This is a genomic window from Halomarinibacterium sedimenti (genome assembly GCF_019312585.1).
Lineage (GTDB): Bacteria > Bacteroidota > Bacteroidia > Flavobacteriales > Flavobacteriaceae > Halomarinibacterium > Halomarinibacterium sedimenti.
Genome location: NZ_JAHWDP010000003.1, coordinates 368,874 through 393,726, shown reverse-complemented (window position 1 = coordinate 393,726; position 24,853 = coordinate 368,874). Strand labels below are relative to the sequence as shown.

Annotated in this window: 26 protein-coding genes; 10 read left to right on the top strand and 16 right to left on the bottom strand. The window is 36.4% G+C overall.

Annotation, left to right across the window (positions count from 1 at the left end; all coding sequences use genetic code 11):
* The first annotated feature begins 8 nt into the window (after positions 1-8).
* The gene (locus KXJ69_RS09060; protein WP_219052768.1) at positions 9-728 is read left to right on the top strand and encodes an RDD family protein; all 720 of its coding nucleotides are present in this window, start codon (positions 9-11) and stop codon (positions 726-728) included.
* Positions 725-1,330 carry a trimeric intracellular cation channel family protein gene (locus KXJ69_RS09055; RefSeq protein ID WP_219052767.1) on the top strand — a complete coding sequence of 202 codons (606 nt, stop codon included), beginning with the start codon at positions 725-727 and terminating at the stop codon, positions 1,328-1,330. The genes KXJ69_RS09060 and KXJ69_RS09055 overlap by 4 nt, the downstream gene beginning before the upstream one ends.
* 2 nt (positions 1,331-1,332) lie before the next feature.
* Here the strand turns inward: KXJ69_RS09055 and KXJ69_RS09050 are convergent, their stop codons facing one another.
* The gene (locus KXJ69_RS09050) at positions 1,333-2,052 is read right to left on the bottom strand and encodes a peptidylprolyl isomerase (RefSeq protein WP_219052766.1); all 720 of its coding nucleotides are present in this window, start codon (positions 2,050-2,052) and stop codon (positions 1,333-1,335) included.
* A 2-nt stretch (positions 2,053-2,054) separates the two neighbouring features.
* Between KXJ69_RS09050 and KXJ69_RS09045 the strand changes: the two genes are divergently transcribed.
* Positions 2,055-2,696 carry an NUDIX hydrolase gene (locus tag KXJ69_RS09045; RefSeq protein ID WP_219052765.1) on the top strand — a complete coding sequence of 214 codons (642 nt, stop codon included), beginning with the start codon at positions 2,055-2,057 and terminating at the stop codon, positions 2,694-2,696.
* 49 nt (positions 2,697-2,745) lie between these two features.
* On the top strand, positions 2,746-3,576 hold the full coding sequence (locus KXJ69_RS09040; protein WP_219052764.1) for a lysophospholipid acyltransferase family protein: 831 nt from the start codon (positions 2,746-2,748) through the stop codon (positions 3,574-3,576).
* 18 nt (positions 3,577-3,594) lie between these two features.
* Here the strand turns inward: KXJ69_RS09040 and KXJ69_RS09035 are convergent, their stop codons facing one another.
* From KXJ69_RS09035 to KXJ69_RS09010, 6 genes are all read right to left on the bottom strand, one after another.
* Positions 3,595-4,227 (bottom strand): DUF8845 family protein, encoded by a 633-nt coding sequence (locus KXJ69_RS09035; RefSeq protein ID WP_219052763.1) that lies wholly within the window; start codon positions 4,225-4,227, stop codon positions 3,595-3,597.
* A 4-nt stretch (positions 4,228-4,231) separates the two neighbouring features.
* Positions 4,232-4,726 carry an RNA polymerase sigma factor gene (locus tag KXJ69_RS09030; protein WP_219052762.1) on the bottom strand — a complete coding sequence of 165 codons (495 nt, stop codon included), beginning with the start codon at positions 4,724-4,726 and terminating at the stop codon, positions 4,232-4,234.
* A gap of 66 nt (positions 4,727-4,792) precedes the next feature.
* The gene (locus KXJ69_RS09025) at positions 4,793-5,158 is read right to left on the bottom strand and encodes a family 49 glycosyl hydrolase (RefSeq protein ID WP_219052761.1); all 366 of its coding nucleotides are present in this window, start codon (positions 5,156-5,158) and stop codon (positions 4,793-4,795) included.
* Positions 5,159-5,193: 35 nt separating this feature from the next.
* Complete coding sequence (locus KXJ69_RS09020; protein ID WP_219052760.1) at positions 5,194-6,285, bottom strand: adenylate/guanylate cyclase domain-containing protein; 1,092 nt, start codon at positions 6,283-6,285, stop codon at positions 5,194-5,196.
* Between the two features lie 6 nt (positions 6,286-6,291).
* Entirely contained in the window at positions 6,292-6,888 is a 597-nt protein-coding gene (locus KXJ69_RS09015; RefSeq protein ID WP_219052759.1) for a YdeI/OmpD-associated family protein, read from the bottom strand.
* Positions 6,889-6,892: 4 nt separating this feature from the next.
* Positions 6,893-7,885, bottom strand: a complete 993-nt coding sequence (locus KXJ69_RS09010; RefSeq protein ID WP_219052758.1) for a DUF1028 domain-containing protein — start codon at positions 7,883-7,885, stop codon at positions 6,893-6,895.
* Between the two features lie 138 nt (positions 7,886-8,023).
* On the opposite strand from KXJ69_RS09010, the gene KXJ69_RS09005 reads away from it, so the two are divergent.
* Complete coding sequence (locus KXJ69_RS09005) at positions 8,024-10,186, top strand: TonB-dependent receptor (protein WP_219052757.1); 2,163 nt, start codon at positions 8,024-8,026, stop codon at positions 10,184-10,186.
* Between the two features lie 6 nt (positions 10,187-10,192).
* On the opposite strand, the gene KXJ69_RS09000 is transcribed toward KXJ69_RS09005, so the two are convergent.
* Positions 10,193-10,546 (bottom strand): nuclear transport factor 2 family protein, encoded by a 354-nt coding sequence (locus KXJ69_RS09000; protein WP_219052756.1) that lies wholly within the window; start codon positions 10,544-10,546, stop codon positions 10,193-10,195.
* Between the two features lie 796 nt (positions 10,547-11,342).
* Here KXJ69_RS09000 and KXJ69_RS08995 point away from each other — a divergent pair.
* Positions 11,343-12,143 carry a hypothetical protein gene (locus KXJ69_RS08995; protein ID WP_219052755.1) on the top strand — a complete coding sequence of 267 codons (801 nt, stop codon included), beginning with the start codon at positions 11,343-11,345 and terminating at the stop codon, positions 12,141-12,143.
* A 339-nt stretch (positions 12,144-12,482) separates the two neighbouring features.
* Entirely contained in the window at positions 12,483-13,022 is a 540-nt protein-coding gene (locus KXJ69_RS08990; RefSeq protein WP_219052754.1) for a DUF4007 family protein, read from the top strand.
* A gap of 51 nt (positions 13,023-13,073) precedes the next feature.
* On the opposite strand, the gene KXJ69_RS08985 is transcribed toward KXJ69_RS08990, so the two are convergent.
* The 8 genes from KXJ69_RS08985 to KXJ69_RS08950 all read right to left on the bottom strand — a co-directional run bounded on the left by KXJ69_RS08985 (position 13,074) and on the right by KXJ69_RS08950 (position 22,051).
* Positions 13,074-14,285, bottom strand: coding sequence for a DNA phosphorothioation-associated DGQHR protein 1 (locus KXJ69_RS08985; RefSeq protein WP_219052753.1), 1,212 nt, complete (start codon positions 14,283-14,285; stop codon positions 13,074-13,076).
* Between the two features lie 13 nt (positions 14,286-14,298).
* Complete coding sequence (locus KXJ69_RS08980; protein WP_219052752.1) at positions 14,299-14,724, bottom strand: hypothetical protein; 426 nt, start codon at positions 14,722-14,724, stop codon at positions 14,299-14,301.
* Positions 14,725-14,764: 40 nt separating this feature from the next.
* Positions 14,765-16,303 (bottom strand): DndE family protein, encoded by a 1,539-nt coding sequence (locus tag KXJ69_RS08975; RefSeq protein WP_219052751.1) that lies wholly within the window; start codon positions 16,301-16,303, stop codon positions 14,765-14,767.
* Positions 16,293-18,395: a DNA sulfur modification protein DndD gene (dndD, locus tag KXJ69_RS08970; RefSeq protein ID WP_219052750.1), complete on the bottom strand. Its 2,103-nt coding sequence runs from the start codon at positions 18,393-18,395 to the stop codon at positions 16,293-16,295. Before dndD ends, KXJ69_RS08975 begins: the two co-directional genes overlap by 11 nt.
* Positions 18,395-19,732 carry a DNA phosphorothioation system sulfurtransferase DndC gene (gene dndC, locus KXJ69_RS08965; RefSeq protein WP_219052749.1) on the bottom strand — a complete coding sequence of 446 codons (1,338 nt, stop codon included), beginning with the start codon at positions 19,730-19,732 and terminating at the stop codon, positions 18,395-18,397. The genes dndD and dndC overlap by 1 nt, the downstream gene beginning before the upstream one ends.
* Before the next feature lie 294 nt (positions 19,733-20,026).
* Positions 20,027-21,163, bottom strand: coding sequence for a glycoside hydrolase family 130 protein (locus tag KXJ69_RS08960; protein ID WP_219052748.1), 1,137 nt, complete (start codon positions 21,161-21,163; stop codon positions 20,027-20,029).
* Positions 21,164-21,232: 69 nt separating this feature from the next.
* Complete coding sequence (locus KXJ69_RS08955) at positions 21,233-21,544, bottom strand: hypothetical protein (protein ID WP_219052747.1); 312 nt, start codon at positions 21,542-21,544, stop codon at positions 21,233-21,235.
* A gap of 3 nt (positions 21,545-21,547) precedes the next feature.
* On the bottom strand, positions 21,548-22,051 hold the full coding sequence (locus KXJ69_RS08950; protein ID WP_219052746.1) for a hypothetical protein: 504 nt from the start codon (positions 22,049-22,051) through the stop codon (positions 21,548-21,550).
* A gap of 291 nt (positions 22,052-22,342) precedes the next feature.
* Between KXJ69_RS08950 and KXJ69_RS08945 the strand changes: the two genes are divergently transcribed.
* From KXJ69_RS08945 to KXJ69_RS08935, 3 genes are read left to right on the top strand one after another with little or no spacing between them, the layout of a single operon-like run.
* On the top strand, positions 22,343-22,756 hold the full coding sequence (locus tag KXJ69_RS08945) for a DUF2141 domain-containing protein (protein WP_219052745.1): 414 nt from the start codon (positions 22,343-22,345) through the stop codon (positions 22,754-22,756).
* A 54-nt stretch (positions 22,757-22,810) separates the two neighbouring features.
* A complete protein-coding gene (locus KXJ69_RS08940) occupies positions 22,811-23,440 on the top strand; it encodes a hypothetical protein (protein ID WP_219052744.1) in 630 nt (209 codons plus the stop codon).
* Positions 23,440-24,765 (top strand): 2TM domain-containing protein, encoded by a 1,326-nt coding sequence (locus tag KXJ69_RS08935; protein ID WP_219052743.1) that lies wholly within the window; start codon positions 23,440-23,442, stop codon positions 24,763-24,765. The genes KXJ69_RS08940 and KXJ69_RS08935 overlap by 1 nt, the downstream gene beginning before the upstream one ends.
* The last annotated feature ends 88 nt before the right edge of the window (positions 24,766-24,853 follow it).

Genomic DNA, 24,853 nt, shown 5'->3' with positions numbered 1-24,853 from the left:
AAAAGAATATGCCAGAGTTACAAATTAACACAACCCAAAATGTAAAAATAAATTACACGGCAGCAGGGGCAGGAGAACGACTTGTGGCATACTTTATAGACTCGTGTATTAAATGGGGATACCTCATTATTTTAAGCTGGGGATTTGGTGCTTTTGAAAACATGGACGAGTGGTCACAAATAGGTATTAGCACCGTATTAAGTTTACCAGTCGTTTTTTACACATTATTGCAAGAATTATTTTTAGACGGACAAACCCTAGGAAAAAAAGCAATGAAAATTAGGGTGGTTAAAATTGATGGATATCAGGCTTCACTGGCCGATTATCTCATTCGTTGGTTCTTCAGAATCGTAGATATTTATATTTTTGGAATGGGGTTGTTTTTTATTGCCTTCAGTAAAAAATCACAGCGCATTGGAGATATGGCGGCTGGGACTTCAGTCATTTCCCTAAAAGATAAAGTATTAATGAGTCATACCATTTTAGAAAATTTAAAGGAAGGATACAAGCCAACCTATCCCACAGTAATTAGATTGTCCGATAACGATGCTCGTATTATTAAAGAAACCTATACCTCGGCCAAGGCTTCCAAAGATTTTAAAACGCTTATAAAACTTCGTACTAAGATTATGGAAGTTGCCGAAATTAAAGATCGAAAACACAAAGACGACATCGAGTTTATTGATATAATTTTAAAAGACTATAACTACTATACCCAGAACATGTGAGCTTATTTTTAATTATTGACATTTTAGGAACCATTGCCTTTGCTGTGTCTGGAGCCTTAACAGCTATGAATAAGAAACTCGATATTTTCGGGATTTTTATCATTGCTATTGTAACTGCTTTAGGTGGAGGAACCCTACGTGATGTTTTAATAGACGCCCCCGTAGCATGGATGCGTGATCTTACGTTTGTGTACGTAATAATTGGAGCTACTATTGTTGCGGTAGTATTTAAGAAGAAGCTTAACTATATTCGAAAGTCCTTATTCTTATTCGATACCATTGGGATAGCCTTGTATACCATTGTTGGGGTTGAAAAGGGAATCGCAGCCGATTTCCCACCGCTTATCTGTATTGCTTTAGGAACGATGTCTGCATGTTTTGGCGGGGTGATTCGAGATATTTTATGTAGTGAGATCCCCATTATTTTCAGAAAGGAAATTTATGCTACTGCTTGTATTATGGGCGGATTAAGCTACTTTTTATTACTAAAAACGCCATTGTCATCAGATGTAATAGTGATTCTTTCAGGCTCGGTAGTGATTACCATTCGCCTTTTTGCGGTGGTTTTTAAATGGTCGCTACCTAGTATTTATAAGGAATAATTTTATTCTACAATTTCAGCCGTGATAAACACATTCTGTAAAGGCCATTCACCATCGTCCTGAGGCAATTTAGAAATGGTATCTACAACATCCATTCCTTGGGTGACTCTTCCAAAAATAGTATAGTTGCCGTTGAGGTGTGAAGTATATTTATCGGGTCCTAGAAAAATAAAAAATTCATAAGGTGCCGTTTGTTTGTCTGGATTCTCTCGATATTCTTTTGCTCCCGATACCGTACCTCTTGTATGTTTTCTTCCGTTTTCCAATTCGGCAGGAAGCAAATAGCTAAAGCCTAATTTCTTACGTTTCATAGGTGTGGCTTTGGTATCACTATTTCCCGCCTGAATTATAAAATCTGGTACAACCCGATGGAAGAAGGTATTATCAAAATACTTTTGTTTTACGAGATAGATAAAGTTAGCGCGGTGTAAGGGGGTATCTTTGTATAATTCTATAAAGATATCACCAAAGCGAGTGCTTATTTTCACCTTAGTTTCGGGGTTTTCTTTCCCATATTCGGTTAAAAATGAAACCACATTTTCATTCGTAATTTCTGGATAGTGAGCTGTTTGTGGTTTTTCTTCCTTTACAACTTCTTCTTTTGCAACGGTATCTTTTACAGTTTCTTTAAGGACTTCGACTTTTTCTTCGGAAGTCTTTTGTTTATCTTCACAGCTTATAAAAAATAGAAAAAGGAGTAATACGCTTAAGAGAGCTTTCATTGATGCAATTTTCAGAATTCGAAAAACAGATAGTAAAGGTAAAAAATTTGGAACTTCCAGGGGAGGATTTTCATTTTAAGATGGCCCCTTTAGAACGATTAAAAGAAATGAAGGAGCGTGCTTTCCAAATGCAATCGGCAAAGAAAGCAGCAGTCCTTTGTCTTTTTTATCCCTCTATTGAAAATGAAACACGGTTTGCCTTAATCCTCAGGAAAACCTATAAAGGGGTGCATTCTGCTCAAATTGGTTTTCCAGGCGGAAAAGTGGAAGATGTAGATACCTCCCTAGAAGATACCGCTTTACGCGAAACGGAAGAAGAGGTTGGGGTGCCTCAAAATCATGTTCAGGTTTTAAAACAACTTACCGAAGTGTACATTCCCCCTAGTAACTTTTTTGTGCATCCTTTTATGGGGATTACACAACAAACCCCCAACTTTGTACCACAAATTGAGGAAGTGGAAGCCTTGGTGGAAGTGCCTTTGTTAGAATTTTTGGATGACCGTGTAAAAATTACTCAGATACTTTCTACCAGCTATGCAAAAAATATTGAAGTCCCCGCATTTAAATTGCAAGGGCAAGTGGTTTGGGGTGCTACCGCAATGATGCTGAACGAAGTACGAGAAATACTACAAAAAATAGTCTAAGCATGCTTTTTTAGTATCTTTGCATTTCAAAAATTAGGTTGAAAACTTTATGGGGCTTTTCAAGAAAAATCCTTTTGGACATATACTTTTCCTTAAAAAATGGCTCATCCGTATTTTGGGTGCGCTTACACACAGACGCTTTAAAGGGTTTAATCAATTACAAATTGAAGGAAGTGAAATTCTAAAAAAACTCCCAGATACCAACGTCCTTTTTGTGTCCAATCACCAAACCTATTTTGCCGATGTAGTGGCCATGTTCCACGTATTTAATGCCAGCTTAAGTGGTAGGGACGATAGTATTAAAAATATTGGGTATTTGTGGAACCCTAAACTCAACATCTATTTTGTGGCAGCTCGTGAAACGATGCAATCGGGTTTGTTGCCTAAAATTCTTGCCTATGCGGGATCTGTAAGTATCGATAGAACATGGCGTGCACAGGGGAAGGATGTGAATAGGCAAGTGAAGATGAGCGATGTAAGTAATATTGAAAAGGCGCTAGATGATGGTTGGGTGATTACATTTCCACAAGGGACAACTACACCTTGGAAACCTATTAGACGCGGTACTGCTTTTATCATTAAACAGAACAAACCTATAGTAGTGCCAATTGTTATCGACGGATTTAGACGCTCGTTCGATAAAAAAGGCATTCGAATTAAGAAACGTGGTATCCTTCAGTCTATGGAAATTAAAGAACCCTTAGACATAGATTACGAAAATGATTCTATGGAGGCCATCATAGAAAAACTTGAGTACGCTATTGAGCAACATCCGTCCTTTTTAAAAGTAATTCCAACCGATGAACTTCAGAAAGAAGAAGAACTCAACAAAACCCGTCAATGGAAATACAAAAAGGAAAAAGAGAAAACAGATACCTAATTCTCTAATCTTCCGAATCTATACTTCAATCTTTTTTAATTCCTTATAGTTTCGTTTGAGTCTACGTAATAGTAGTCCATAAATAATCCAATAGAAGAGGATTAGAAAACCAATAATAATAATACCTCCTATAATATTGAGACTAATAAATGTTTCGGCGGGTACTGCGGCAAATAGCTCGTCGCTTTCTAAAAGTTGATGTAGTTTTTCTTTATTGAAATAATAATACAAATTAGTAGCAAACATTAGTATGGCTGCCATCCCAATATTGTAATACACAAAGTAACGTACGGTTTTACGTGTATTCAGGATATTCTTCATTAATTTTTTAACCGAATTGGTCACCTGAATTTTCCGATGGTTTTTATAAAACAAATAGATAAACACAAAGACAACAGCATAGTTAATAATATTTAAGGCCAAGAAAATTTCATTGAGTCCCATTCCTTCCTGGAACTTTTTACTCGATTCTGGAACAAAGAAATACAAGGTGGTCCACAAGACCATTTCAGCAATGCTTATGTAAAAAATCCATTTTACCATTGAAGAGGATTTCTTCAATAGCATAGGATAAATATCCTTAGAGGTAAACTTAGGGAACTCCTGCTCTCTAGTCTGCCATTCTCTTTTTAAAATATCTAATTCGTCCATACTTTTAGGGGTTAAGAATGGTTCTCAACTTTTCTTTAATTCTATTCATTTTTACTCGGGCATTCACTTCAGAAATACCCAAAGTTTCTGCAATTTCTCTGTAATTTTTATTTTCGAGATATAGGAACACAAGGGCTTTATCTATATCGCTCAACGTTTTTACAGCACTGTACATTAATTTTAATTGTTCTTCAACCAAAGGATCGTACTCTTCGGCAGTAATTTTAAAACTTACGCCTTCAAAATCCTGCGTTTTCACGCTGCGTTTGCTCTTTCTATAAAGTGTTATTGCTGTATTTAAAGCCACTCGATACATCCAGGTACTAAACTTAGCCTCTCCGCGAAACTTAGGAAAAGCCTTCCATAATTGGATAGTTATTTCCTGGAACAAATCATTATGCGAATCTTTATCGTTGGTGTACAAACGACAGATTTTATGCACAATGTTTTGGTTCTCTTCAAGCTGAGCAACAAAACTATGTTCGAGTTCTTCGGTCAATGGTCTTTTGGTTAACTGTAGAGTTAGTAGTTTAACAAGATTAATTGTTACACCTTACAAAGATATTTATTGTTTAATGGTAACAGGGATGGGGCTTCCAGAGCTTACCCAACTGCCACCAATTTCATCGATATTTACATCCAACTCGTCACTGGTGTCGATGCTTTTAATATTGACTTTCATCTCATCGTAGGTGTCAATACTTTTTACATTCACATTCAATTCGTCATAAGTATTAATGTCAACAATTCGCACATCGATGGTTTCTATATCACTAATAGGAACCAAGCGGTATTCATTGGTGGTAAGTCCTTCCGTAGGCGTATCGGTAGCATGAGCCTTCGGAATAATCTCAAACTCCTTTACCACATTAATAGTTAAACATACCGCAATAACGGTTAATACAATTTTGGTATACATATCGGTTTTCATAATTGAAAGATTTAATGATTATTGAAAAAGTGGAATCAATTTTCATTCCGAAAAGTGACCAGCTTTACATCGTTTATTTTTCCTTTAAGGGTGTGTTCTCCCAGCAAGTGATGGGTAATCTTTTTAGGTAGGGGCTGAACAATTATCAAAAAGTCTTCTGAAGCCAAAATAGGAAGCCCCAATTCGTTACACTTTGCCTGAATACGTGCCGCGGTATTGACCACATCGCCAGAAAAAACAATTTCTCGTTTTACATAGCCCACTTCACCCACCATAGTAGGTCCATAATGAAAGCCAGTTTTAAATGTGGGAACCGTGCCGTAGGCTGCTTCAAAATAAGGGGCCTTCTTTTCAATAAGTTGTAACATACGGTAATAACATCGCAAAGGCCGTTTGTTAAACGGTATTCTCTTCACTTTCCACGTCACCACAATTTCATCTCCTACATACTGATAGATTTCTCCTTTGGTTTCGGTAATGGCAGGGGAAATGTAATTAAAAAAGTCCTTCAGAAAATGAAAATAGCGTTCTTCGCCAAGCCTTTCAGCAATGGTGGTGGCATCATTAATATCGGTAAACATAAAGACCCTATTTTCCTTTTTGGGATGAAAATAGCGCCCAATTAAATAATCGGGAAACACCCCTGGACCAAATTTTTCTCCCACCAACAGAAAAATAAGCGTCATCACCACAATGGCTAACCAGATAAGATAATTTTTTATAAAAATAGCTTCCGTAAAGAAATAAGGAAGGTCGTTAAAAACCTTTTCGTCCCACATAGGCATGGCGTGTTCCAAACTCGCCAAATACAAGCCTCCAAAGGCCCCAATAAAGACCGCTACAACCGAATAGGCAATTATGATAAAACTAAGTGCCACCCAAAATTTATACTTCCGCAACCAATATTCCATCAGGTTGACGGTAAATACACCCCCTATAAATCCCGCAATAAGGGCGACCAACAAATAGGCTATAAAAGCCCCTTGAAAGTCATAATCTACAGGTAGGGCGTGGTTGGTAAGTAGGGTGAAATAATCGTATAAAAAAATAGCAACCGCAAGGCATACCCAAACCACCAAAATGGTAAAGGCTCTACGGAAGTAGAAATAGAAGCGGGCTAAATTCATAGCGAGTTAACAATTTTTGTACTTGTCATTGAGTCCAACACCCTGCTGAATCATAGGCATAATTTTATCCAAACGCTTTGCTTTGGTAGCTTCTTGTTTGGCAGTAGCAATGTAGTCTGCATATTCACGTTGTTTCCCAGGGGTCAATTTTTTAAACGCTTCATGAAAGCCAGCATCCTTTTTAAAGGCGTCCTTTAAATAAGGAGGAATACTAACACCCACTCTTCGCTCTATTTTCACTTCTTTTCCAGCAAGGCAATTTTCAATAGCCTCCTGGATATAATCCAAGACCAATTCCTCTGGAATCTCCTCACCACGCTCAAATCGCCATTGCCGCATCGCTTTGGTTTTTCCTTCTTGGGCATTTAATAGTCTTTTTTGTAAATCCTTTAAAAACACCCCTTGATGAAACCAAATAGCATAATGATTTTTAAAGCCTACAAAGCCAGCGACTAACTTTCCGTTTAAGGTATAGGTAGGGCTTCCCCATTTAATTTCCTCCAGTAATTCTGTTTTCTGAAAAATTGAGCGAAGGGTTTCAAGCTCTCTTTTCCATTGTGCTTGCTTAGCTATAAATGCATCGACCGTTTTAGTGGAAGCCATGGTATTATTTTTTTATAAATTTTAAACTGGTAGTGCCTTCGGCTGCGCGAAGTTTGATAAAATAAATTCCTCCTTGCAAAGCGGAAACATCTATACTTTCTGAAAATGGCGTGGTAGACATCACAAGCTTTCCGTTCACATCCATAATTTGATAACTAGTAATAGTCACCCTAGGATCTTTTCTTATATGAAGCGTAGCCAAAACTGGGTTAGGAAATACCGAAACCTGATCTTGTAATTCTTCTCCTGCTACCGAAAGAAAATCATCATATAACCCTTGCAATATATCAATGGGTTCTATCCCCGAGGCCTGCTGCCCCACATTTAACCGAATATAAGGATCTGCAGGATCGTCTTCTGGCCGATACACCAATAAATAAGCAGTGGTGGAGGAGGTACCCGCAGACAAACAACGAGAATCGGCACCAGCAAAATTAGCGCCTTGCATTGCCGCCATCAATTTGTCGGCAAGGGTACCTGTGGTGTTGTTAAAATTGGCTTCCATATTGTCAATGACACTTACATCCAGTAAAATATTCCCTTGAATACTAAAGGTGGCACCTTGGCGGTCTTCCTTATAATCATCGGTGGAGGTACCAGAAAACCCTGCAGTACGGGGATCGCCATTTTCATCGAAATCGGCAATACCGTATTGGCGGTATTCAGGATTGAAATTTTGTGAGTTACACGCATCGTTGTTGTAGAGCCAATCGATTATTTCTTGCGGACTTGAGCCGCCTTCCATTTGGGTAATGGCGTTATTCAAATTCACATTAGGGATACATACATAGGCTTGCGAGTTAACACCGCCACGCCCAGGAATGATTTTGGTAATGATGTCGATAATACCACCGCTCCCAACACCGGTCACACAGGAAGCTCCTGCAGAGCCTATTTCTCCCGTGGTTGGGTCTACTGCAATAATGGAAAAGGTGTCTTGGGCTTGAAGCTGAAAACTTAAAGCAACAAGGACAATAAAGGAGTATAGTTTTTTCATTTGAATTATTGTTTCGTTAAAGATACCATTTTTTGTTTTTCACAATTCAGAATGAAAAAATAACAATTCGGTACTTTTACTTTTTCTAACGAACCTAATGATTGCACTTTTGAACCATCAAACACAATCAATCAAAAAATGAACATTCTTAGAGCATCTTTACTTTTCCTTTTTACTTTCTTTTCCTTTGTAGGTTTTGCCCAAACCCTAATTTCAGGAACCATCACCCAAAAAAACGGAACCCCCATTGTAGGAGCCAATATCTATTTGGAAGGCACGTACGATGGTGCCTCTAGCGACGACCAAGGAAGGTTTTCCTTTACCACAGATGAAACAGGCATCCAAACCCTAGTAGCCTCCTTTGTGTCCTTCGAGCCCATGTATATGGCCGCCGATGTCTCCCAAATGAAAGACCTCAAGTTGGTCCTAAAAGAAGATGTCAATTCCTTAGACACCGTAGTCATCTCGGCTGGGAGCTTTCAAGCTGGGGACAACAGTAAAGTAAGTGTGTTAAAACCCTTAGATGTGGTTACTACTGCTAGTGCCTTGGGCGATTTTGTAGGTGCCTTACAAACGCTACCTGGAACCACCACCGTAGCCGAGGACGGCCGACTCTTTGTCCGTGGAGGCGATGCAGGGGAAACACAAATCTTTATCGATGGGATTCGGGTGTTTACACCGTACACACCTACCACCAATAATATTCCCACACGAGGTCGGTACAGTCCGTTTTTGTTCGACGGAATCACCTTCTCCACGGGAGGATATTCTGCCGAGTACGGACAAGCCCTCTCTTCGGTACTCCTTTTAAATACCATCGACGAACCCGATCAAGAAAAGACAGACATCGGTATCATGACTGTAGGTGGTACGCTAGGGAACACCCAAAAATGGGAAAACAGCTCCCTTAGTTTTAATGCTTCGTATATCAATTTAGCACCCTACTTGGCGGTATTTAAAGATCGTAACGATTGGGAGAAACCTTTTGAAGCGTTTGGAGGGGAAAGTGTGTTCCGTCAAAAACTGGGCAACGGATTGCTAAAATGGTACACCGCCTTCGATGCGACTAATTTTGAACTCACCCAAGAAGACATCAACCTCCCAGACGGACTTCATTTTAAACTAAAAAACAACAACCTCTATACCAACGCCAGTTACAGCACCGATTTAGGCAACCGTTGGGACATCGGAACCGGCGGAAGCTTGACCCGTGCCAATAACCAAATAGGGATTGAAGACAACGATATTGACAATGTGGAGCTCTCGGCCCACCTAAAACTAAAACTGAGAAAAAAGTTTAGCAACCAATTTAAATTGTATATGGGTGCTGAACAGTTTTTTACCGACTTTACCGAAGACTTCCAAAACCCAGACGTACCACAAATTACCTATGGCTATACCAACAACATCACGGCAGCCTATGCCGAAGCCGATTATATCTTCTCCAAAAAACTAGCGGCAAAAGTAGGGGTGCGAGGGGAGTACAGCGGACTCTTTAACCAGTTTACGGTATCACCACGAGCCTCCATTGCTTATAAAACTTCTAAGCACGGGCAGTTTTCCTTGGCGTATGGCGACTTTTACCAAAACCCGTTAAGCGATGTCTTAAAGTTCAACACCAACTTACAAGCCCAAAAAACACAACACTACATCCTTAACTACCAATACTCCCATAAGGACCGTATTTTTAGAGCCGAAGCCTACCACAAGGCCTATACCAACCTAGTGACCTACGATACCAACTTTGCCGACTTTAGCAGCACCTACACCAACAATGGCGATGGTTATGCTCAAGGGATCGATATCTTTTGGCGCGATAACCAAAGCATTAAAAATATAGATTATTGGGTAAGCTATTCCTATCTGGATAGTGAACGCAAGTACCAAAACTATCCTACCAAAGCCACCCCGCCCTTTGCCAACGACCACAACCTCTCGGTGGTTGGGAAATACTGGATTGGCGACTGGAAAAGCCAAGTAGGCTTTAGTTACCAGTTTGCGAGTGGTCGTAGCTATACCAACCCTAACGAAGCTGGGTTTTTACAAGAACAAACCAAAGCTTATAACAGTGTAAGTCTTAACTGGGCGTATTTACTCTCCCCACAAAAGATTTTATACTTCTCGGTAAACAATGTGCTGGGCACTAAAAACATTAATGGCTACCAATACGCCGATGTCCCCAATGCCAATGGCACCTTTGACCGTAGAACCTTACGCCCCGCCGCAGACCAGTTCTTTTTTGTAGGCTTCTTTTGGACCATTAGCGAGGATGGACGTGATAACCAGTTGGATAATTTGTAATAGGCACTATGATTCTTTAAGCTTGCGTTCCTCACGGATGTCCCCAATATGATAGTAAGCGACAATTTTTTGGATGAGGTTATCCTTACTATAATACCATTCGCTTACATCTAAGCTAAAAGAATCTCCTTGTTTCGCAGTATAACGCACACACCCGTGATGCTTGCCATAGATGGCATCGTGAAGGGTAAACGTATAGCCTAAAAACTTGTCTTTATTATTTTGAACCAAATCTAAATACGCCTTTTTACCCGTGATGGTGCCAAAGGGGCTGGTATGGACAAAATCATCTGAAATGGGAAGCGATAAAAAATCACCACGTTCCCAAAGGGCAAACCATTGTTGAATAAGTTGTTGCATACAAAAGCTTTACAGGTTTAAAGTAATCATTTTTAATGAGATGGAAAACTCTAATGGGTGGGTGTAAAGACAACCAGTTGGATAATTTGTAACGCATCCTTTTTTGTGAAACCTAATTTAGTCTATTTTACATAATACTTGAATACGAACTAACACGAAGTAAATACGAAGTAAATACGGAGTAAATACGGAGTTGATACGGAGTAAACACTAATTTATATACATTTTAAATAACAGGTGATGTCAGGTTTATGTAACTCTATAGTTTTCTTACATTTTCTATTCAATTTGTTCTTTTTTCATTGCCAAAAAAGAACCAAAAAGTCTAGCCTGTCAATTCTTTTTCACCCATTACGCCTTCTATTCGGAACACGTACAACTCGACTGCTTACATCAGTCTCAAACAGTACTTAGTTCTTGTCGAATATTCAGGCTATGGGTCCCGAAGTCGAATTGGATGGCGATGTGCTTAATTTTGGAGTTTTTTTACGACCTATTCTGCTGAAAAGGATGTTTTAACTTACGTTATAAATGTTAAAATTTTGACCCTCTATTACTACGTAATAGCCTAAGTAGCTGAAATCTAATTTGTAAGAAAAAACTTGCAAGTTTAAAATTTTTGTTTTTAGTTTGGATTTCCGTTTGCTATTTCTGAACGGTTAACTCCCCACGAATTTTATTGTTTTGATATCACCATGGAAGGGTGCACACTTCCTGCCTGATATATTTAACTATTGTGTAATCGGGTGTATTGGTTACTTGCCATAGTAGCCATTGCCCTTAAATTTTAGAAAATATGGCAAAGAACAATTCATTTATTAAATTGGAAGGAACTCTGGATGGGTTGACCTTCTATGAAAAAGACGGAGAGAACTTCGTTAAGACCAAGAGTACGATTAATAAAAATCGTATCCAAAACGATCCGGCATTTGCACGGACTCGTGAGAACATGCAAGAATTTGGCGGTGCCGCCAAAGTAGGTAAGGCTTTTAGAGAAGCCTTTGGAAGTATTGTGAAGCTTATGGGTGACACCTACATAGCTTCTCGTCTTGCGGGAGCAATGAAGCGTATTAACCGAAATGGTGCAGGATTGCGTGGACAGCGTGATTTTGATATTGTGGGTAACGCGGATTTGCTCGTGGGGTTTGATTTTGATGAGAAAACTCCATTGGGTGCTCAATTTTTTGCACCCTACGATAAGCCGACGCTTAACGCCAACAGAGATGTGGCTACTTGGACTGTTCCCGATTTTAATACCGATAACTTTATCACGAAGCCTGAAGGAGCCACTCATTGCCGTTTGGTTTTGGCTAGTGGGTTGTTGAGTAATTATCAATGGGAAAGTGCCTTAGCGAGTTATGAACCTGTAAATGAGGATGAAAACTCGAAAGGCGATGTTGCCTATAGTGCGGATATACCCTTACAAGGGGAAGTAGGAGCTGTTACTACCCTTACCGTTGATTTGGGTATTGGTGCTGCTGTACCTGCTACGGTTGCTAATCTTGTGAGTATTGGTATTATCTTTTACCAAGAAATCAATGGGCAATTGTATGAACTGGCTTCTGGTAATGCTATGAAGTTGGTTGTGGTAGGGTAAGTAATAGTAGGTAATATTTCTACTACTATTTTGATAAACCCCTTCTGGTTACTGGGGAGTACTGGAAGGGGTTGTTTGTTTAAAACCTTGGGTGAGAGTACAAGAGATGCGATACATCATTTTTATAAGATTGGATTGTGTTTAAATTTTTTTTAATTTTTGCTTAAATAGTATGTCGAAAAGTAAATTTTGATTATTTATTATAATAAAGAAATGAAGAGACTAAGTATAAAAACTTGTAATGTGATGCATTTGCAAGTTTCTGGCAAACTCGAACATATTAAACAATATAAAGCTTAATTTTATAAATTTATATAAACCATTAAATTGAATTAATTTATGTCTGTATATTTTCACGCCAACTTTTATTTAGATAGAGGAAGGCTTTCAGGTATATTAAAAAGTTTAATTGAAAGTCCTGATTTAACGGATGAACAAGTAGCTAAACCATTTGGATATAAGGCACCATTTACTAAGCGCTATAAATCATGGTTAAAAAAATGTGGTTTACTTGAAAATACCAGAAAGTTTAAATTAACGGAAAAAGGAAAAGAAATTTATTCTAAAGACCCAGACCTAAACAAAACTAGCACTATTGATTATATGTATGAATTTCTAGTGTCTAGTGAAGAAAACGCCGAAGTATGGCACTTCTTTCATTATACATTTTTACCTAATCACATAGAGTTTACGAATATAGAATTGTCTGAGGCTATCTCAATGAAGTTAATGCCTCATAACCCAAGTCATTTTGCTAAAAATGCACCTATGATTAAGGTTATAACAAGAGTTTTATTGGATACTTATCTTTCTGAAAGAGCGTTTAAAACCTTAAATATTATAGGGTTAAAGAATAAAAAATATATTAACCTTAAATAGATTCAAATCAGGGTATCTGGCAAATATAATTCTGTAGATTGATTCATTAAATTAGGAAAGTAATCTAACAATGTCTGATTGCTCGTTTTCTTTTACATCATCAATACTCATAAAATCATTGGCAACGAATAATACTCTTTTAATTCTCGATTTACCAACACCTGATGCTTGAAAATAATTATCTGCAAAATTTACTCCGGAAACAGGATTTAAATAATCATCAAAATCTATATTACTATAATTAGTATTTAATTGTAAAATTTTCTTCAAAAATTCAAAAAGTGCTTGGATGCCAACAGTTTTAATTATATATGAATTACCCTGAATATTATTCCATAAATTGATCTCTACTGAACCAAAGAAACTTTTTATTATTTCATATATTTTTTCATCTTCATTATTCAAATATAAATTTCTCAAAGGCGAAGAATCTCTAAAATCCTTGATTAGATATCGTCCTCTGCCTTTAAATATAGAATGTTGTCCCATTTCTACTCTATCCCTTTTAGGTCTCGATGAAATAAGCATTAGGATACCGTCAACAATTGTTGCGGTTGAAATTATAAAATCATCAGAATTGATATCAAATAAGTCATTAGTGAATTTTGGTGCTAATTTAATTTTTCCCTTAAAAGGAGACTCTTTAAAATTAAGTTTCCGACAATAGTATACTGCAAATTTTTCAGGAGTCCAGGACTTTGAAGGTTCGTCATCAATATTAAATCCAAATTGTTCTAATGCTAGACTTTTGTCCACTTTTTTCTGGTTTCCATTTATTGTTGCAAATAAAAAAGCCTGATAGGAACTAGATAAATCAAAAAATATTGTACACACCAAATCTAATTCTTTACGCTCTTGATTTGTAACGTAATCAAATGCATTTAATCGATGTTGCCCGTCAATAATTGAGGCTAACTTTTCGTTAGTAGGAATGTCAATTTCGTAAAAATCATCATTTGATTTTGTCAATTTCCACCGTCTATCTTTATTATCAATAATTTGCCCTCTATTTTTATCATAATTCGCTGCTATAATGATTGAATTTGGAAATGACATTTCAATTGAATCTATGTAACGGCCAATACTTTTGAGCCTTTTTTCATCTTTTTTCCTTTGATTACCTTTTAATTTACCACTTTCATCTATATATTGTAATTCTTCTGAAAAAGATATTTCTAACAAATCTTTAGCTTTAATTTTAGTAATGTAAAATGATGCTAAAGGTTGATCTATTTTTATTGCTTTTAGTTTTAAGAAACTCATAACTCAATCTATTTTAAACAGAACCACCTAGTGCGTCCATAGGATTCATATCATTTCTTTTCCAATTTGAAATCCACCATAAAACCCAAGATACTGGTACTCCAATATAAACTATCCATTTTGAAATTTCATAACTTTCATAATGAATTGAAAAGCTTATGCCAACAATTGTAGCAATAGAAATTATTATAAGAAGTATTATTAGAAAAGTAAATCCTAACTTATTTTTTAATTCAGCGTTATTTTGAAAATGAATAACAAGTTCTAAACATCCAGCAACTATAATTGTGATAAAATATGTAGCACAATTTTGTAATAAACCAAATTTATCAACTTCAGATTCATTTACGTTATCTAAAATTGCTGGAAGCCAAATTCCTATGGTTCCAATTATGAGAATCGCTATTAAAAAATAAAGAAATGTATTCCAAAATTTCATAAATATTAAATTTTAACCTCAGATAATTACTTGTAAAATGTTATTTGGTATTAAAAATTTCACCAAAATCAAACTCATTAATATTAGAAATAGCTTGTCTTGGCTTAATAGATTCCATAGAGCGATTAATCTTGTTTCTTTGTTTTTCACCTGCTCCTAAGAACTTGCTTATCGCTTTCCAATTATTTCCATCTTTTATTTGCATTAAAAATGCAGATTGACACATTTCTGAAAAATCAAACGTTGGTTGGTTAAACTCTTCAATACCTTGAGAAACCAACATTACAGAGACACCTTGTGACCTTACTTCTCTCAAAAGTTTTTCCAAAATTTCTTGTGATTTTTTTTCTTTAAATACGTTATGCGCTTCATCTATTAAAAGTACATAACGCAGTCCACTATAGTTCTCTTCTATAGGAACTTTATCCATATTCATAAACGTATTGTACAAATAGTAGATAACTAAAAATGTCGCCGTGAATCGTACTTCTTTACTCAGGTCGCCAGAAAGACTCAAATAGTAATTTTGGTTTATAAAATCCCCATATTTAGAATTATCAAATAATTCAATTTCAGTCAAACCTATAAGAATCTGTGTTAATGAAGATGGTTTGTCTCCTGCTATTTCATACAAATTCTCTAATATATCATGAAGTGTTGGGTATGTTCCATCTAGTATATTATCAAAGGCAAGTTTAGTCGCGTCTTTTAGATGTTGCTTTTGAACATTTCCTAAGTTGGCATATTTAGCAATAATATCTACAAAACGACCAATACCAACAATTTTATCTCTATCATTAATATTATTGATAAAAGATAAAGGATTGACTGGAAAGGAATCCTTTGGGGTATCAATTAGTGTTGCATTTGTTGTCTTAAAAAAGGCTTTATAATCACTGTTTGTTTTATCGCTTTCAGTCATTCCTTTAAAATCTAAATACAAGAAATTTACTTGGCCTTTGGATTCAGCAATAATTCTTTCTAAGACTTTTCTTGCAAAATAAGATTTTCCTGCGCCTGACTGACCTGCAATAGCCATATGACAATTTCCATATATTGAGGTATTATTCGGAGTAAAATAAATGTCTTTTCCTTCTTGCTCACCTATTAAAATCTTAACTGGTTCAACAAAACTTTCTTTTTCTTTTATCGAAACATTTTTGTTCTTAACAAAATCAAAACTAGCTTCGTTTTCATTTATGTTATCTATGCCTACTTCAATATGGTCCAGCAAGAACTCTATCCCAGACACGTTTTTGTTCTCTTCAAAAAACATGTCAATCATTTCTAAACCCTTATCAACATGCCACTTTAAATACTTTTTAACATTGGTGTCGTCTTTATGAATTTGGTATTTCTGACAGATTAAAGAGATATAATAATCTTTATAATTACCAAAAAAAGTATTGTCTTTATACTCTTTTTGTTTTGAATCTGTAGGTATATCTGAATCATAAGTAGCACCCTTTGCCAATGAATAAGCTAAAGAAATACGAGCAATATGATTTTCCTCACCTAACTGAATTTTATTTGTTAGTTTTTTAACAAGTTCTGATGATGTTTTTAAATTAAACTGCATCTTGATATTCTTTTTCAAATGTGACAAATAACTCTTTCTTGTTTTCTACCTCTTCAAATTTGGATTGATCATTATCTACATTTTTAATAAGATAAGTCTTACTAATGTTTGGAAGTAAAATATCAAATTCTTCTTGACTCATTTCTTTTTTAAGTAGTGGGAAAATTATTACCTGATCAGAAACATTAGGGTAAAAATGTTTGACAATACTATTTGAATGATCAACGTCAAATTTTTGCATTGGTGAATCTATAAATACAGGAAAATTGATATTTGATTCATCCACCAATCCTTTTAACAAAGCTGTAGCATACATCTGCTGTTCACCCTTAGATAAAGAGTCTTTACTTATTTCGTGACCTCTAGAATCCATCAAATGAATATCTATATCTTCACCAATAATTTCTACCTCTACATCCCTAATAAATGATTTCTTATGCAAGAGAATGTCTAATCCATTTTTGATTCTTTCAGAAAGTGATTTCGATTTTTCATTTTTAAAATCTATTATAAACCTTTTTAAATTTTGAATGGTGTTTTCAACCTCTTCGCCAATCTCTAAATTAGCTTCTCCTAATTTTAGGCGCTCAGTAATTCTATTAATTTCCTTCTTATGTTTAATAATAATATTCTCACTATCAATAATATCTTGTTTTAAAGCACCTATTTTTTCTAAAGTTTCTTCATGTTGCTTTTCTAGTTCTGCTTTTTTCTTTCTGTCTTCTTTAACTAATGCGTCTTCAGACTTTTCTTCTGCGAGCTTAATTTTTTTATTGATGTTATTTAGTTCATTTTTAGAACGAATAAAATCTGTATTAATTCGACTAAATTTTTCTTTAAATGACAACTTTATATTACTAATAAATTGCTCTAATTCAGCTTTTTCTGGCTCAGAATAATTATGTAAAACATCAACCTTATCTATTGAATCAGATGATATTCCACCCATATGTTTGTCAAGAAGTGCTTTAAAACTATTTATGTAGAATTCTTGAACGTTGTGATTAATAACTATGTCTTTTGGCTTTGGCAAGTTGATTAATTCATCAATTATTTTTGTAGATACATCCTCAACCTTATTAATATCAAAGTTCCTGTTAATAAATCTTCTTTCTTCAAGGATTTGCTCAAAAACTTGGACTAACAATTTTCCTGATATAGCAAAAGGTATGATTTCAAAATGAGATTTAAGTTCCGTCTGTAAAACATCAACATGTTTGTCCAAGTCTTCTTTTCTTGAACGAAGTTCATTTAATTCATCTACAGTTATAACACTGCCATTTTTAATAAGTCTTTCTTGAAGTTTATCGATATCATACTTTAAAGCAGATGCATCATCTCTCAACGTAGTTATTTCTTTATTAGTCTCATTAACTTCTTCTTGCTTGGCAATTGATTCAGCTTCGAGGTTTTTTAAATTAAGTCTTTCTTTCGAACTTGCGGATTCTGATTTTAATTTACTTAAATAACTCTCTAAATCATCCTTTAAATCTTGATATTGTTTAATACCAAGTACTTCAACATATGCTTTGCTTAGCTTTTTTCTTTGTTCAGCAGTATGAATTTCAGCTAGAGAAACGATTTTTTCAGCATCAAAAAAGAAAAACTTTGCTATTTCTTTTGGCATCACAAAATCTCTAATAAAAATCTCTTTACCAACTTCTTCGGCTAATTCGCTAGAAAGTCCATCAATTAGAATTTCTAATTCTTCATCCTTGTTTCCTTCTGTATGATAGGTTCTTGTGATTTTTAATTCATTACAAGTAACTTCTGGTATCGTGGTGACATTCAAAAAGGTAATCGAAACGGAAAAGGTTGTATTACCTTCGTGTTCAGCCTGTCTATTTAAACTATTTTTTATATACTTTTTATAGTTCCCGTTGCTTTCAATTTCTTTACTGTAGATTTCATCTACATCACTCATTTGTCTTCCATAAAGACACCATACCAATGACATCAAAAAGGTTGTTTTACCATAACCATTCTTACCACTTATAATGACAATGTTCTCATCATCATTAGTAGATAAATTAATCTTATTAACACCTTTATAAATTCTAAAGTTATTTAACTCTAATTCTTTTATAGTCATTAATCAGTAATGTATTGTTTATATCGTTTTTCTATGTCCTCCAATAACCCTCTTCGCCTCATCATGATGGTTTTAGATTTTTCTAATTTTAAAAGGTCTTGAATTAATGAAAACTGTTTTTCATTTTGCCCGCAAGCTGAAAGTAACAATTCTTCTTCCTTTTGGATAAGTTCATTATGCTGTCTCATACTTAGATGTTTATTGAATACTTTATTGTATATATCAGAAACTTTATAATCAAAGTATAGGTCTCTGTACCAAATAACCTGAATAGCGATTAATTCTTGGTTATTTATCAATTCAATTTCAATGCCCATTTCATTAATTTTTCTTTGGGCATCAAAAACCTTTTCTAATATTTCAGTTCTGTGCTTCAATTTTACAACTCCCATACCATTGATAGCAGGTTGTCCATTGCGCCTGTAATTTTCCCTGTTTTCCGGTTTATTTCTTTCTTCTAAAATCCAATCTCTAACCTCTTGTAATGGTACCAACCATTCTTGTCCATTTTCAATTTGTGCGGAAATTGATTTATCTTTTTTAACCACGGTACAAGTCCAACATCCAAATCTACTTTGACCACAAGATTTATGTTCATCATTTGAAACCATTGTTGGACATTCGTAATCATCGGCACTAGCGTTTGCATATATATTAAATAATTGATCTTTCTCTGCTCCCCAAGGTGATTTATAACTGTTAATTATATACCATATTTCTTCTAAATAAAGCTCAGTGATTGGCGAATAAACCATCACATTTTTTTGAAGCGGATGCTTGGTGAGTCTTTTACCTCTTATCTCACGTTTCGTTATAGATTTATTTCTTGATGCACTTTCACTTTTCCTAGTACCAATTAAAACCAGCACTTCCTTATGTTCATTATCTTCGCTATTAATTAAATCATCTACAAATCTTGATGTTGGTTTTATCTTTAATCTTTCTGTACACCACCGAAATGAATTATTAGGTGCAGGGTATCCTTTCCCTATTAAATTAACCCAAAATGAATCTTCTAATCTTGGAGTTGTTTTTTTTACTTTTATAGGTAAATTATGCTTAACAGCGCTATTACTTATTTTCTCTAAAACACCATTTAAATAATTAGTTATTACAGGGTTTTCGACTAAAGTATCATTACTAACAACCCAAATCTCTCGTTTTAGATATTTTTTATCAAGCTGATTTTTTACTCGAAGCAAACTTTGCCAAACTAATGTGAGAAGGACAGTCGAATCCTTTCCTCCACTAAAGCCTATTATCCAAGGCCTATTATTATCTTTAATTGTGTATTGATCTATAATTTCATCAATAATGTAATCGATTCTTTTACTCATAAACCAAAAATGCAAAGAATAAAATCATTTACAATGATATTAAACAGAAATCTACAAAAAAAAAGAATTAATTCTAAACCCATCATCTATAGTTTAAATCACACCTCCAATAATCCCCCATAATTTATCTACAAGGGCATTATAGAGTTTTTCTAAAGTCACCGAGAGAAAATCCATTTTGGTCAAACAATATATTATACTAGTAATTAACTTTTTGTGGGGAGATACTCAAATTTAGTAAAAAGCATTATAAGTTTTACTCCTTTTTTTCTGGGTTATTAACAATTTTTGTGCTTACGGCTTATACACCGCCACTGCAATTTTAGAATCTGCGGTGCCGTAATACAATAACCACTGGTTGTTAAAGTAGACTAGTCCTTCAACAAAGCATACTTCATTTACTTCGCCCACCTTTTCATAAGGCTTATCGGGGTAAATAAAATAGGAGTCGGTTCTGTCTAGCAGTTTGTAAGGCTGTTGTGCATCGAACAAGGCTTGCCCTGCCGCATAGGTAAACTTGGGTAGGGCAGGGTCGTTAAAGTTGGCAGCATTACTGGCATTGTAGATAAGCACAATCCCATCTTGACGCCACAAGGCATAGGGTCCAGGTTCTACCAAACGGCTATCAAAATAACCCATACGAGGGTGTAATACGCTTATGCGTTGTTTGGATTCGTCATTGATGGCAATCTCCCAATCTTGTAAGTTGGTGGAGGTGGCGAGAAACAAACTGGTATCTCCAAAATACATCCAGTACTTGCCGTCAATCTTTTTAGCGACCATACGGTGTCCTTGTTGCTCGGCGACAATAGCCCCAGCCTTAGACCACGTATCCCGATAGATAGAGTCGCGTAATACGAGTCCGTGTTTGGTCCAGTGGGTTAAATCTTTGGAGGAGGCACTACTTAAACGGGCGGTTTTTCCGTCGTAGGAGGTATAGGTCATAATGTAGGTGCCGTCTTCACTTTCCACGATGCGGGGATCTTCGGCACCATCAAAATAGTCGCCTTCGGGATGTGGTAGGGGGAGTGCTTTTTTATAGTTCCATTCGTAATCCTTCATGGCGTCTTCATCGGGAAAGAACACAGGGGTAGGGGCTTTCTCAAAATGCAGTCCGTCGGTACTCGTAGCCATTCCAATTCGGGAGGTTCCTAAACTATCTTGCGCACGGTAAAAGAGGTATACTTTTCCATCCTTTACAATGGCTGTAGGGTTGAGCACGTTGCGTGCCTCCCATCTTACTTCGGATTGTGTAATGGGATCGGTAAACACCAAATCGGGAGAAGGCTTCAAAATAGGGTTGAGGCTATCTACTTTTTCAAAATACGGAAATGCCCAGGATGGGGTTTCTGGAATGGGGTCTATAGGGGTTTGTTTTTCGTTGCAAGCAAGGATAGCTAGCACAGTGATAAGAACAAAAAGAGAGCGCATGGCATGTACAGTTTAAAATCGTTGCTGAAAGATACTCAATTTAAACAGCAATCCAGTAAGAATACAAACTTAGACCACACTCCCTACAATGCTCCAAAGTTTATCCACAAGGGCATTATAGAGTTTTTCTAAGGTCACCGAGAGGATGCCTTTTAGGGTATTCACAAAATTTTCTGTCATAGCTTTAAGCCCATCAAAAAAGAACTTTTTGAGTTCTTCGTCGATATCGCCACTGGCAACACCTTCGGTAATAATCACTGTTTGCTTGGCAATGGCTTCTACTTGGCGTTCACTAAATCCTTTTACAATGGTAATATCCTTTTTTAGAATGGTGGTGGAGATATCTTTAATATCTTTTATTATGCTGGCTACATCACTCATAAGTTATCGTTTTAAAAAGCTTTCGTAGGTAATGGCTTGATCGAGAAAAATTAGGACTTGCCCTTTAAAGGCAAGCAGTGCAAAGGGTTTTATCCCGCCCGTTTGGTCTACTTCCCGCATTTTTTTGAGGGTTTCGGAGATTTTGGTAAATGCAAAAGCACTAGGATAGTCACTGGACAAAGGGTCACTGCCTTTGGATTGTAAGAGTTCGTTTATTTTTTTGGTGGCCACATTATCGGGTACGGGCCGGGCTTTGGCCTGTAAGCTAAGCGCATCATAGGCACCAATAAGTTGGTTGTAGGAAAGGGCACGATCTGTGTACGTTTCGGCAGTAGTGCCTTCCTCCATGGTGGCAAAAAAGTACATGGTTTTTTGGGTGGCATCGGTAAGACCAGCAACAATGGCTTTGTCGTATTCGGGTGCCAATTGGGTTTTACAACTGCTTAGTGAAAGCACTGCAGCGCATAGGACCCAAGGGAGGAATCTTTTTTTGAGAGTTAGTTTCATTAGTATGTGTATTTACAACATCCTGCTATACGGTATCGCATAGCTACTTCTTATGTAACATCGTACTAATTTTTTGTGGGGAGATAGGTAAAGATAGTAAAAAAAAGGTGAGCCTAAAACACCCAGTACCTAATACCCTACACCCTTCACCCCATTTTGGTGGCTGAGTGTTTGCGCAGCAAATGTATCGAAGCCACAATTCACTCCCCAATTTCAACAATTCGGTAAAACCCTTTTTAATAAGTAAGGCAGAGCATAGATATTTGTCCTATCAATTAAAAACAAACAGTTATGCAAACCGTATTACACTTTCTAACCTTACTTCTAACAGGAATGTTGCTTCAGGCACAAAATACCGTAGAAGTTACCATGACCCATTTTGGTACTAACGATGGTAAAGCCCGCGTTGGACTTTACAATCAAGCCGAAGACTTTTTAAACAAAGAATTTAAAACCCTCGAAACGGTTATTGTTAACCAAAAAGCTACCGTAGCCTTTACTGATGTCCCTGATGGTATGTATGCCATATCTTGTTACCACGATGAAGACAACAACGGGCAGTTAAACATGCGCTTTGGGATGATTCCTATTGAAGATTATGGCTGTTCTAATGGTGCCAAAGGATTCTTTGGCCCTCCTAAATGGGAAGATGCCCAATTTGAAGTAAAAGGGGGCGAAGTAAAGTCCATTGCTATTAAACTGTAACAACGTTAGGAATTCGATTTCAACTTTTATAATTTCACAAAATAGATAACCATTATGAAAAAACTACTCTTTATTGCCATTGCTTTTGTAGCCTTTACAGGCTTTTCACAAAGCAAATACGAACAAGGAATGGAAAAGGCCTTCGACCTTTGGAAAAACAACCAACCTTGGGAAGCTGCCAATCTATTCGAACGTATTGCACAAGCCGAACCAGACAACTGGCTGCCTCCTTTTTATGTGGCACAGATTAATGTAATTTATAGCTTTACTGAAAAAGATGAGGATAAACTAACCGCGCAATTAAAGAAAGCGCAAGACTTCTTAAATGATGCCAAAGCTATTTCCAAGGACAACGCCGAAATATTAGTTGTCCAAGCGCAACTATATACGGCTTGGGTGGTGTTCGATGGTGCCAAATACGGAATGACCATGTCTCCTAAGATTAACCAACTTTACCAAGAGGCCTATAAATTGGAACCAGAAAATCCAAGAGCTGCCTTTGGGAAAGTAGAATGGGAATTAGGAACTGCTCGTTGGTTTGGTCAAGACACAAAACCTTTTTGCGAAGACTTAAAGAAAGCCGTTGCATTATTTGATACCTACGAACCTAAAGGGCAATATTACCCTCAAGGGGGTGGCGAATATGCACAGCAAAGCTTGGCACAAAACTGTAAAGAAGAATAATGAAGATACGTAAGGAAATAGGCAAAGCATTTTTTGTAGGGGTACTCATCTTTATCGTGGTGGGTGTTATCGAATACCTTAACGGCTGGGAGATTTCTTCAGGGAAAGAACTTGTCATTCGTTTTGTCATTAATCAGGTGTATTCGATATCTCTCTATATGGCCAATGCCTTTTTCTTTTACTTTATTATTACACGTTACAAAAATGAATGGTTTAAAATCCAGCACCTTGCAAAGGGAATTTTGGGTTCTATCGCTATTTCATTAGTAACCATTTTCTTATTACGGATTGGGGGTGCGATCCTTTTTGAAGGAATTTCTATTTCAGAATTTATTGACAACGAACGCCCTGTTTTTTACTATGTCACATTGCTTATTTCAGTAGTCGTTACAGGTATTTTTTACGCCGTCTATTACTACCGCTATACCCAGGAACGAAAGGTAAAAGAGCAGAAAATAATTGCGGGGACGGCTTCGGCACAATTTGATGCCTTAAAGAATCAATTAGATCCGCATTTTCTATTTAATAGTTTAAATGTGCTTACCAGTCTTATTGAGGAAAACCCAGATGCCGCTACCCGATTTACCACGTCGCTTTCCAAAGTGTACCGCTATGTGTTGGAACAAAAAAACAAGGAACTAGTTACGGTGGAAGAGGAATTAAAGTTTGCGCAATTGTATATGTCCTTACTTAAAATGCGGTTTGAGGACAGTATTATTTTCGATATCCCTGAAACCCTTTCCAACCCCGAAGCTAAGGTAGTACCGTTATCGCTTCAGTTGTTGTTAGAGAATGCGGTAAAGCACAACCAAGTGACGCCAGCCAATAAATTACATATTACCATTTATGAGGAAGACGGAAACCTGATAATTAAAAATAACATTCAGCTAAAAAAAGTAATGAAAGAAAGTACAGGAGTAGGACTTCGGAATATCCACCAACGATATCATCTGTTGACCAACCGTCCTGTTTCAGTAAAACAAAACGAAAAAGAATTTTGGGTAACCATACCATTACTCACACAAAAAACAAATACCATGACAACACAAAACGAATATATTTCAGCAAAACGATATGAGCGTGCTAAGAAGCACGTAGAAGAATTAAAAGGATTTTACATCCACTTTACCATTTACCTTATTATGGTGCCTGTATTTATCTTTTTAAACATAAAATCCACAGGGTTTCCGTGGGCCATTTTCCCGATTGTTGGATGGGGAATGGGGGTTACAGGACATGCTATGGAGGTATTTAATTGGAATCCTTTTTTAGGAAAAAACTGGGAGGAGCGCAAGATTCGAGAGTTAATGAAGGACGATGAGTAGAAGGTCACTTCGATACAATTTTCTAACGAAAATCACTCAGTGACCCAAAATCGGTGGCTGAGTATTCCGAAGGAATGTATCGAAGCCA

Coding starts and splice junctions, on each gene's coding strand:
- KXJ69_RS09060 (WP_219052768.1), top strand. CDS start 9: ATGCCAGAGTTACAAATTAACACAACCCAAAATGTAAAAATAAATTAC.
- KXJ69_RS09050 (WP_219052766.1), bottom strand. CDS start 2,052: ATGAAAGCTCTCTTAAGCGTATTACTCCTTTTTCTATTTTTTATAAGC.
- KXJ69_RS09045 (WP_219052765.1), top strand. CDS start 2,055: ATGCAATTTTCAGAATTCGAAAAACAGATAGTAAAGGTAAAAAATTTG.
- KXJ69_RS09040 (WP_219052764.1), top strand. CDS start 2,746: ATGGGGCTTTTCAAGAAAAATCCTTTTGGACATATACTTTTCCTTAAA.
- KXJ69_RS09035 (WP_219052763.1), bottom strand. CDS start 4,227: ATGGACGAATTAGATATTTTAAAAAGAGAATGGCAGACTAGAGAGCAG.
- KXJ69_RS09025 (WP_219052761.1), bottom strand. CDS start 5,158: ATGAAAACCGATATGTATACCAAAATTGTATTAACCGTTATTGCGGTA.
- KXJ69_RS09020 (WP_219052760.1), bottom strand. CDS start 6,285: ATGAATTTAGCCCGCTTCTATTTCTACTTCCGTAGAGCCTTTACCATT.
- KXJ69_RS09015 (WP_219052759.1), bottom strand. CDS start 6,888: ATGGCTTCCACTAAAACGGTCGATGCATTTATAGCTAAGCAAGCACAA.
- KXJ69_RS09010 (WP_219052758.1), bottom strand. CDS start 7,885: ATGAAAAAACTATACTCCTTTATTGTCCTTGTTGCTTTAAGTTTTCAG.
- KXJ69_RS09005 (WP_219052757.1), top strand. CDS start 8,024: ATGAACATTCTTAGAGCATCTTTACTTTTCCTTTTTACTTTCTTTTCC.
- KXJ69_RS09000 (WP_219052756.1), bottom strand. CDS start 10,546: ATGCAACAACTTATTCAACAATGGTTTGCCCTTTGGGAACGTGGTGAT.
- KXJ69_RS08995 (WP_219052755.1), top strand. CDS start 11,343: ATGGCAAAGAACAATTCATTTATTAAATTGGAAGGAACTCTGGATGGG.
- KXJ69_RS08990 (WP_219052754.1), top strand. CDS start 12,483: ATGTCTGTATATTTTCACGCCAACTTTTATTTAGATAGAGGAAGGCTT.
- KXJ69_RS08985 (WP_219052753.1), bottom strand. CDS start 14,285: ATGAGTTTCTTAAAACTAAAAGCAATAAAAATAGATCAACCTTTAGCA.
- KXJ69_RS08980 (WP_219052752.1), bottom strand. CDS start 14,724: ATGAAATTTTGGAATACATTTCTTTATTTTTTAATAGCGATTCTCATA.
- KXJ69_RS08975 (WP_219052751.1), bottom strand. CDS start 16,303: ATGCAGTTTAATTTAAAAACATCATCAGAACTTGTTAAAAAACTAACA.
- dndD (WP_219052750.1), bottom strand. CDS start 18,395: ATGACTATAAAAGAATTAGAGTTAAATAACTTTAGAATTTATAAAGGT.
- dndC (WP_219052749.1), bottom strand. CDS start 19,732: ATGAGTAAAAGAATCGATTACATTATTGATGAAATTATAGATCAATAC.
- KXJ69_RS08960 (WP_219052748.1), bottom strand. CDS start 21,163: ATGCGCTCTCTTTTTGTTCTTATCACTGTGCTAGCTATCCTTGCTTGC.
- KXJ69_RS08955 (WP_219052747.1), bottom strand. CDS start 21,544: ATGAGTGATGTAGCCAGCATAATAAAAGATATTAAAGATATCTCCACC.
- KXJ69_RS08950 (WP_219052746.1), bottom strand. CDS start 22,051: ATGAAACTAACTCTCAAAAAAAGATTCCTCCCTTGGGTCCTATGCGCT.
- KXJ69_RS08945 (WP_219052745.1), top strand. CDS start 22,343: ATGCAAACCGTATTACACTTTCTAACCTTACTTCTAACAGGAATGTTG.
- KXJ69_RS08940 (WP_219052744.1), top strand. CDS start 22,811: ATGAAAAAACTACTCTTTATTGCCATTGCTTTTGTAGCCTTTACAGGC.
- KXJ69_RS08935 (WP_219052743.1), top strand. CDS start 23,440: ATGAAGATACGTAAGGAAATAGGCAAAGCATTTTTTGTAGGGGTACTC.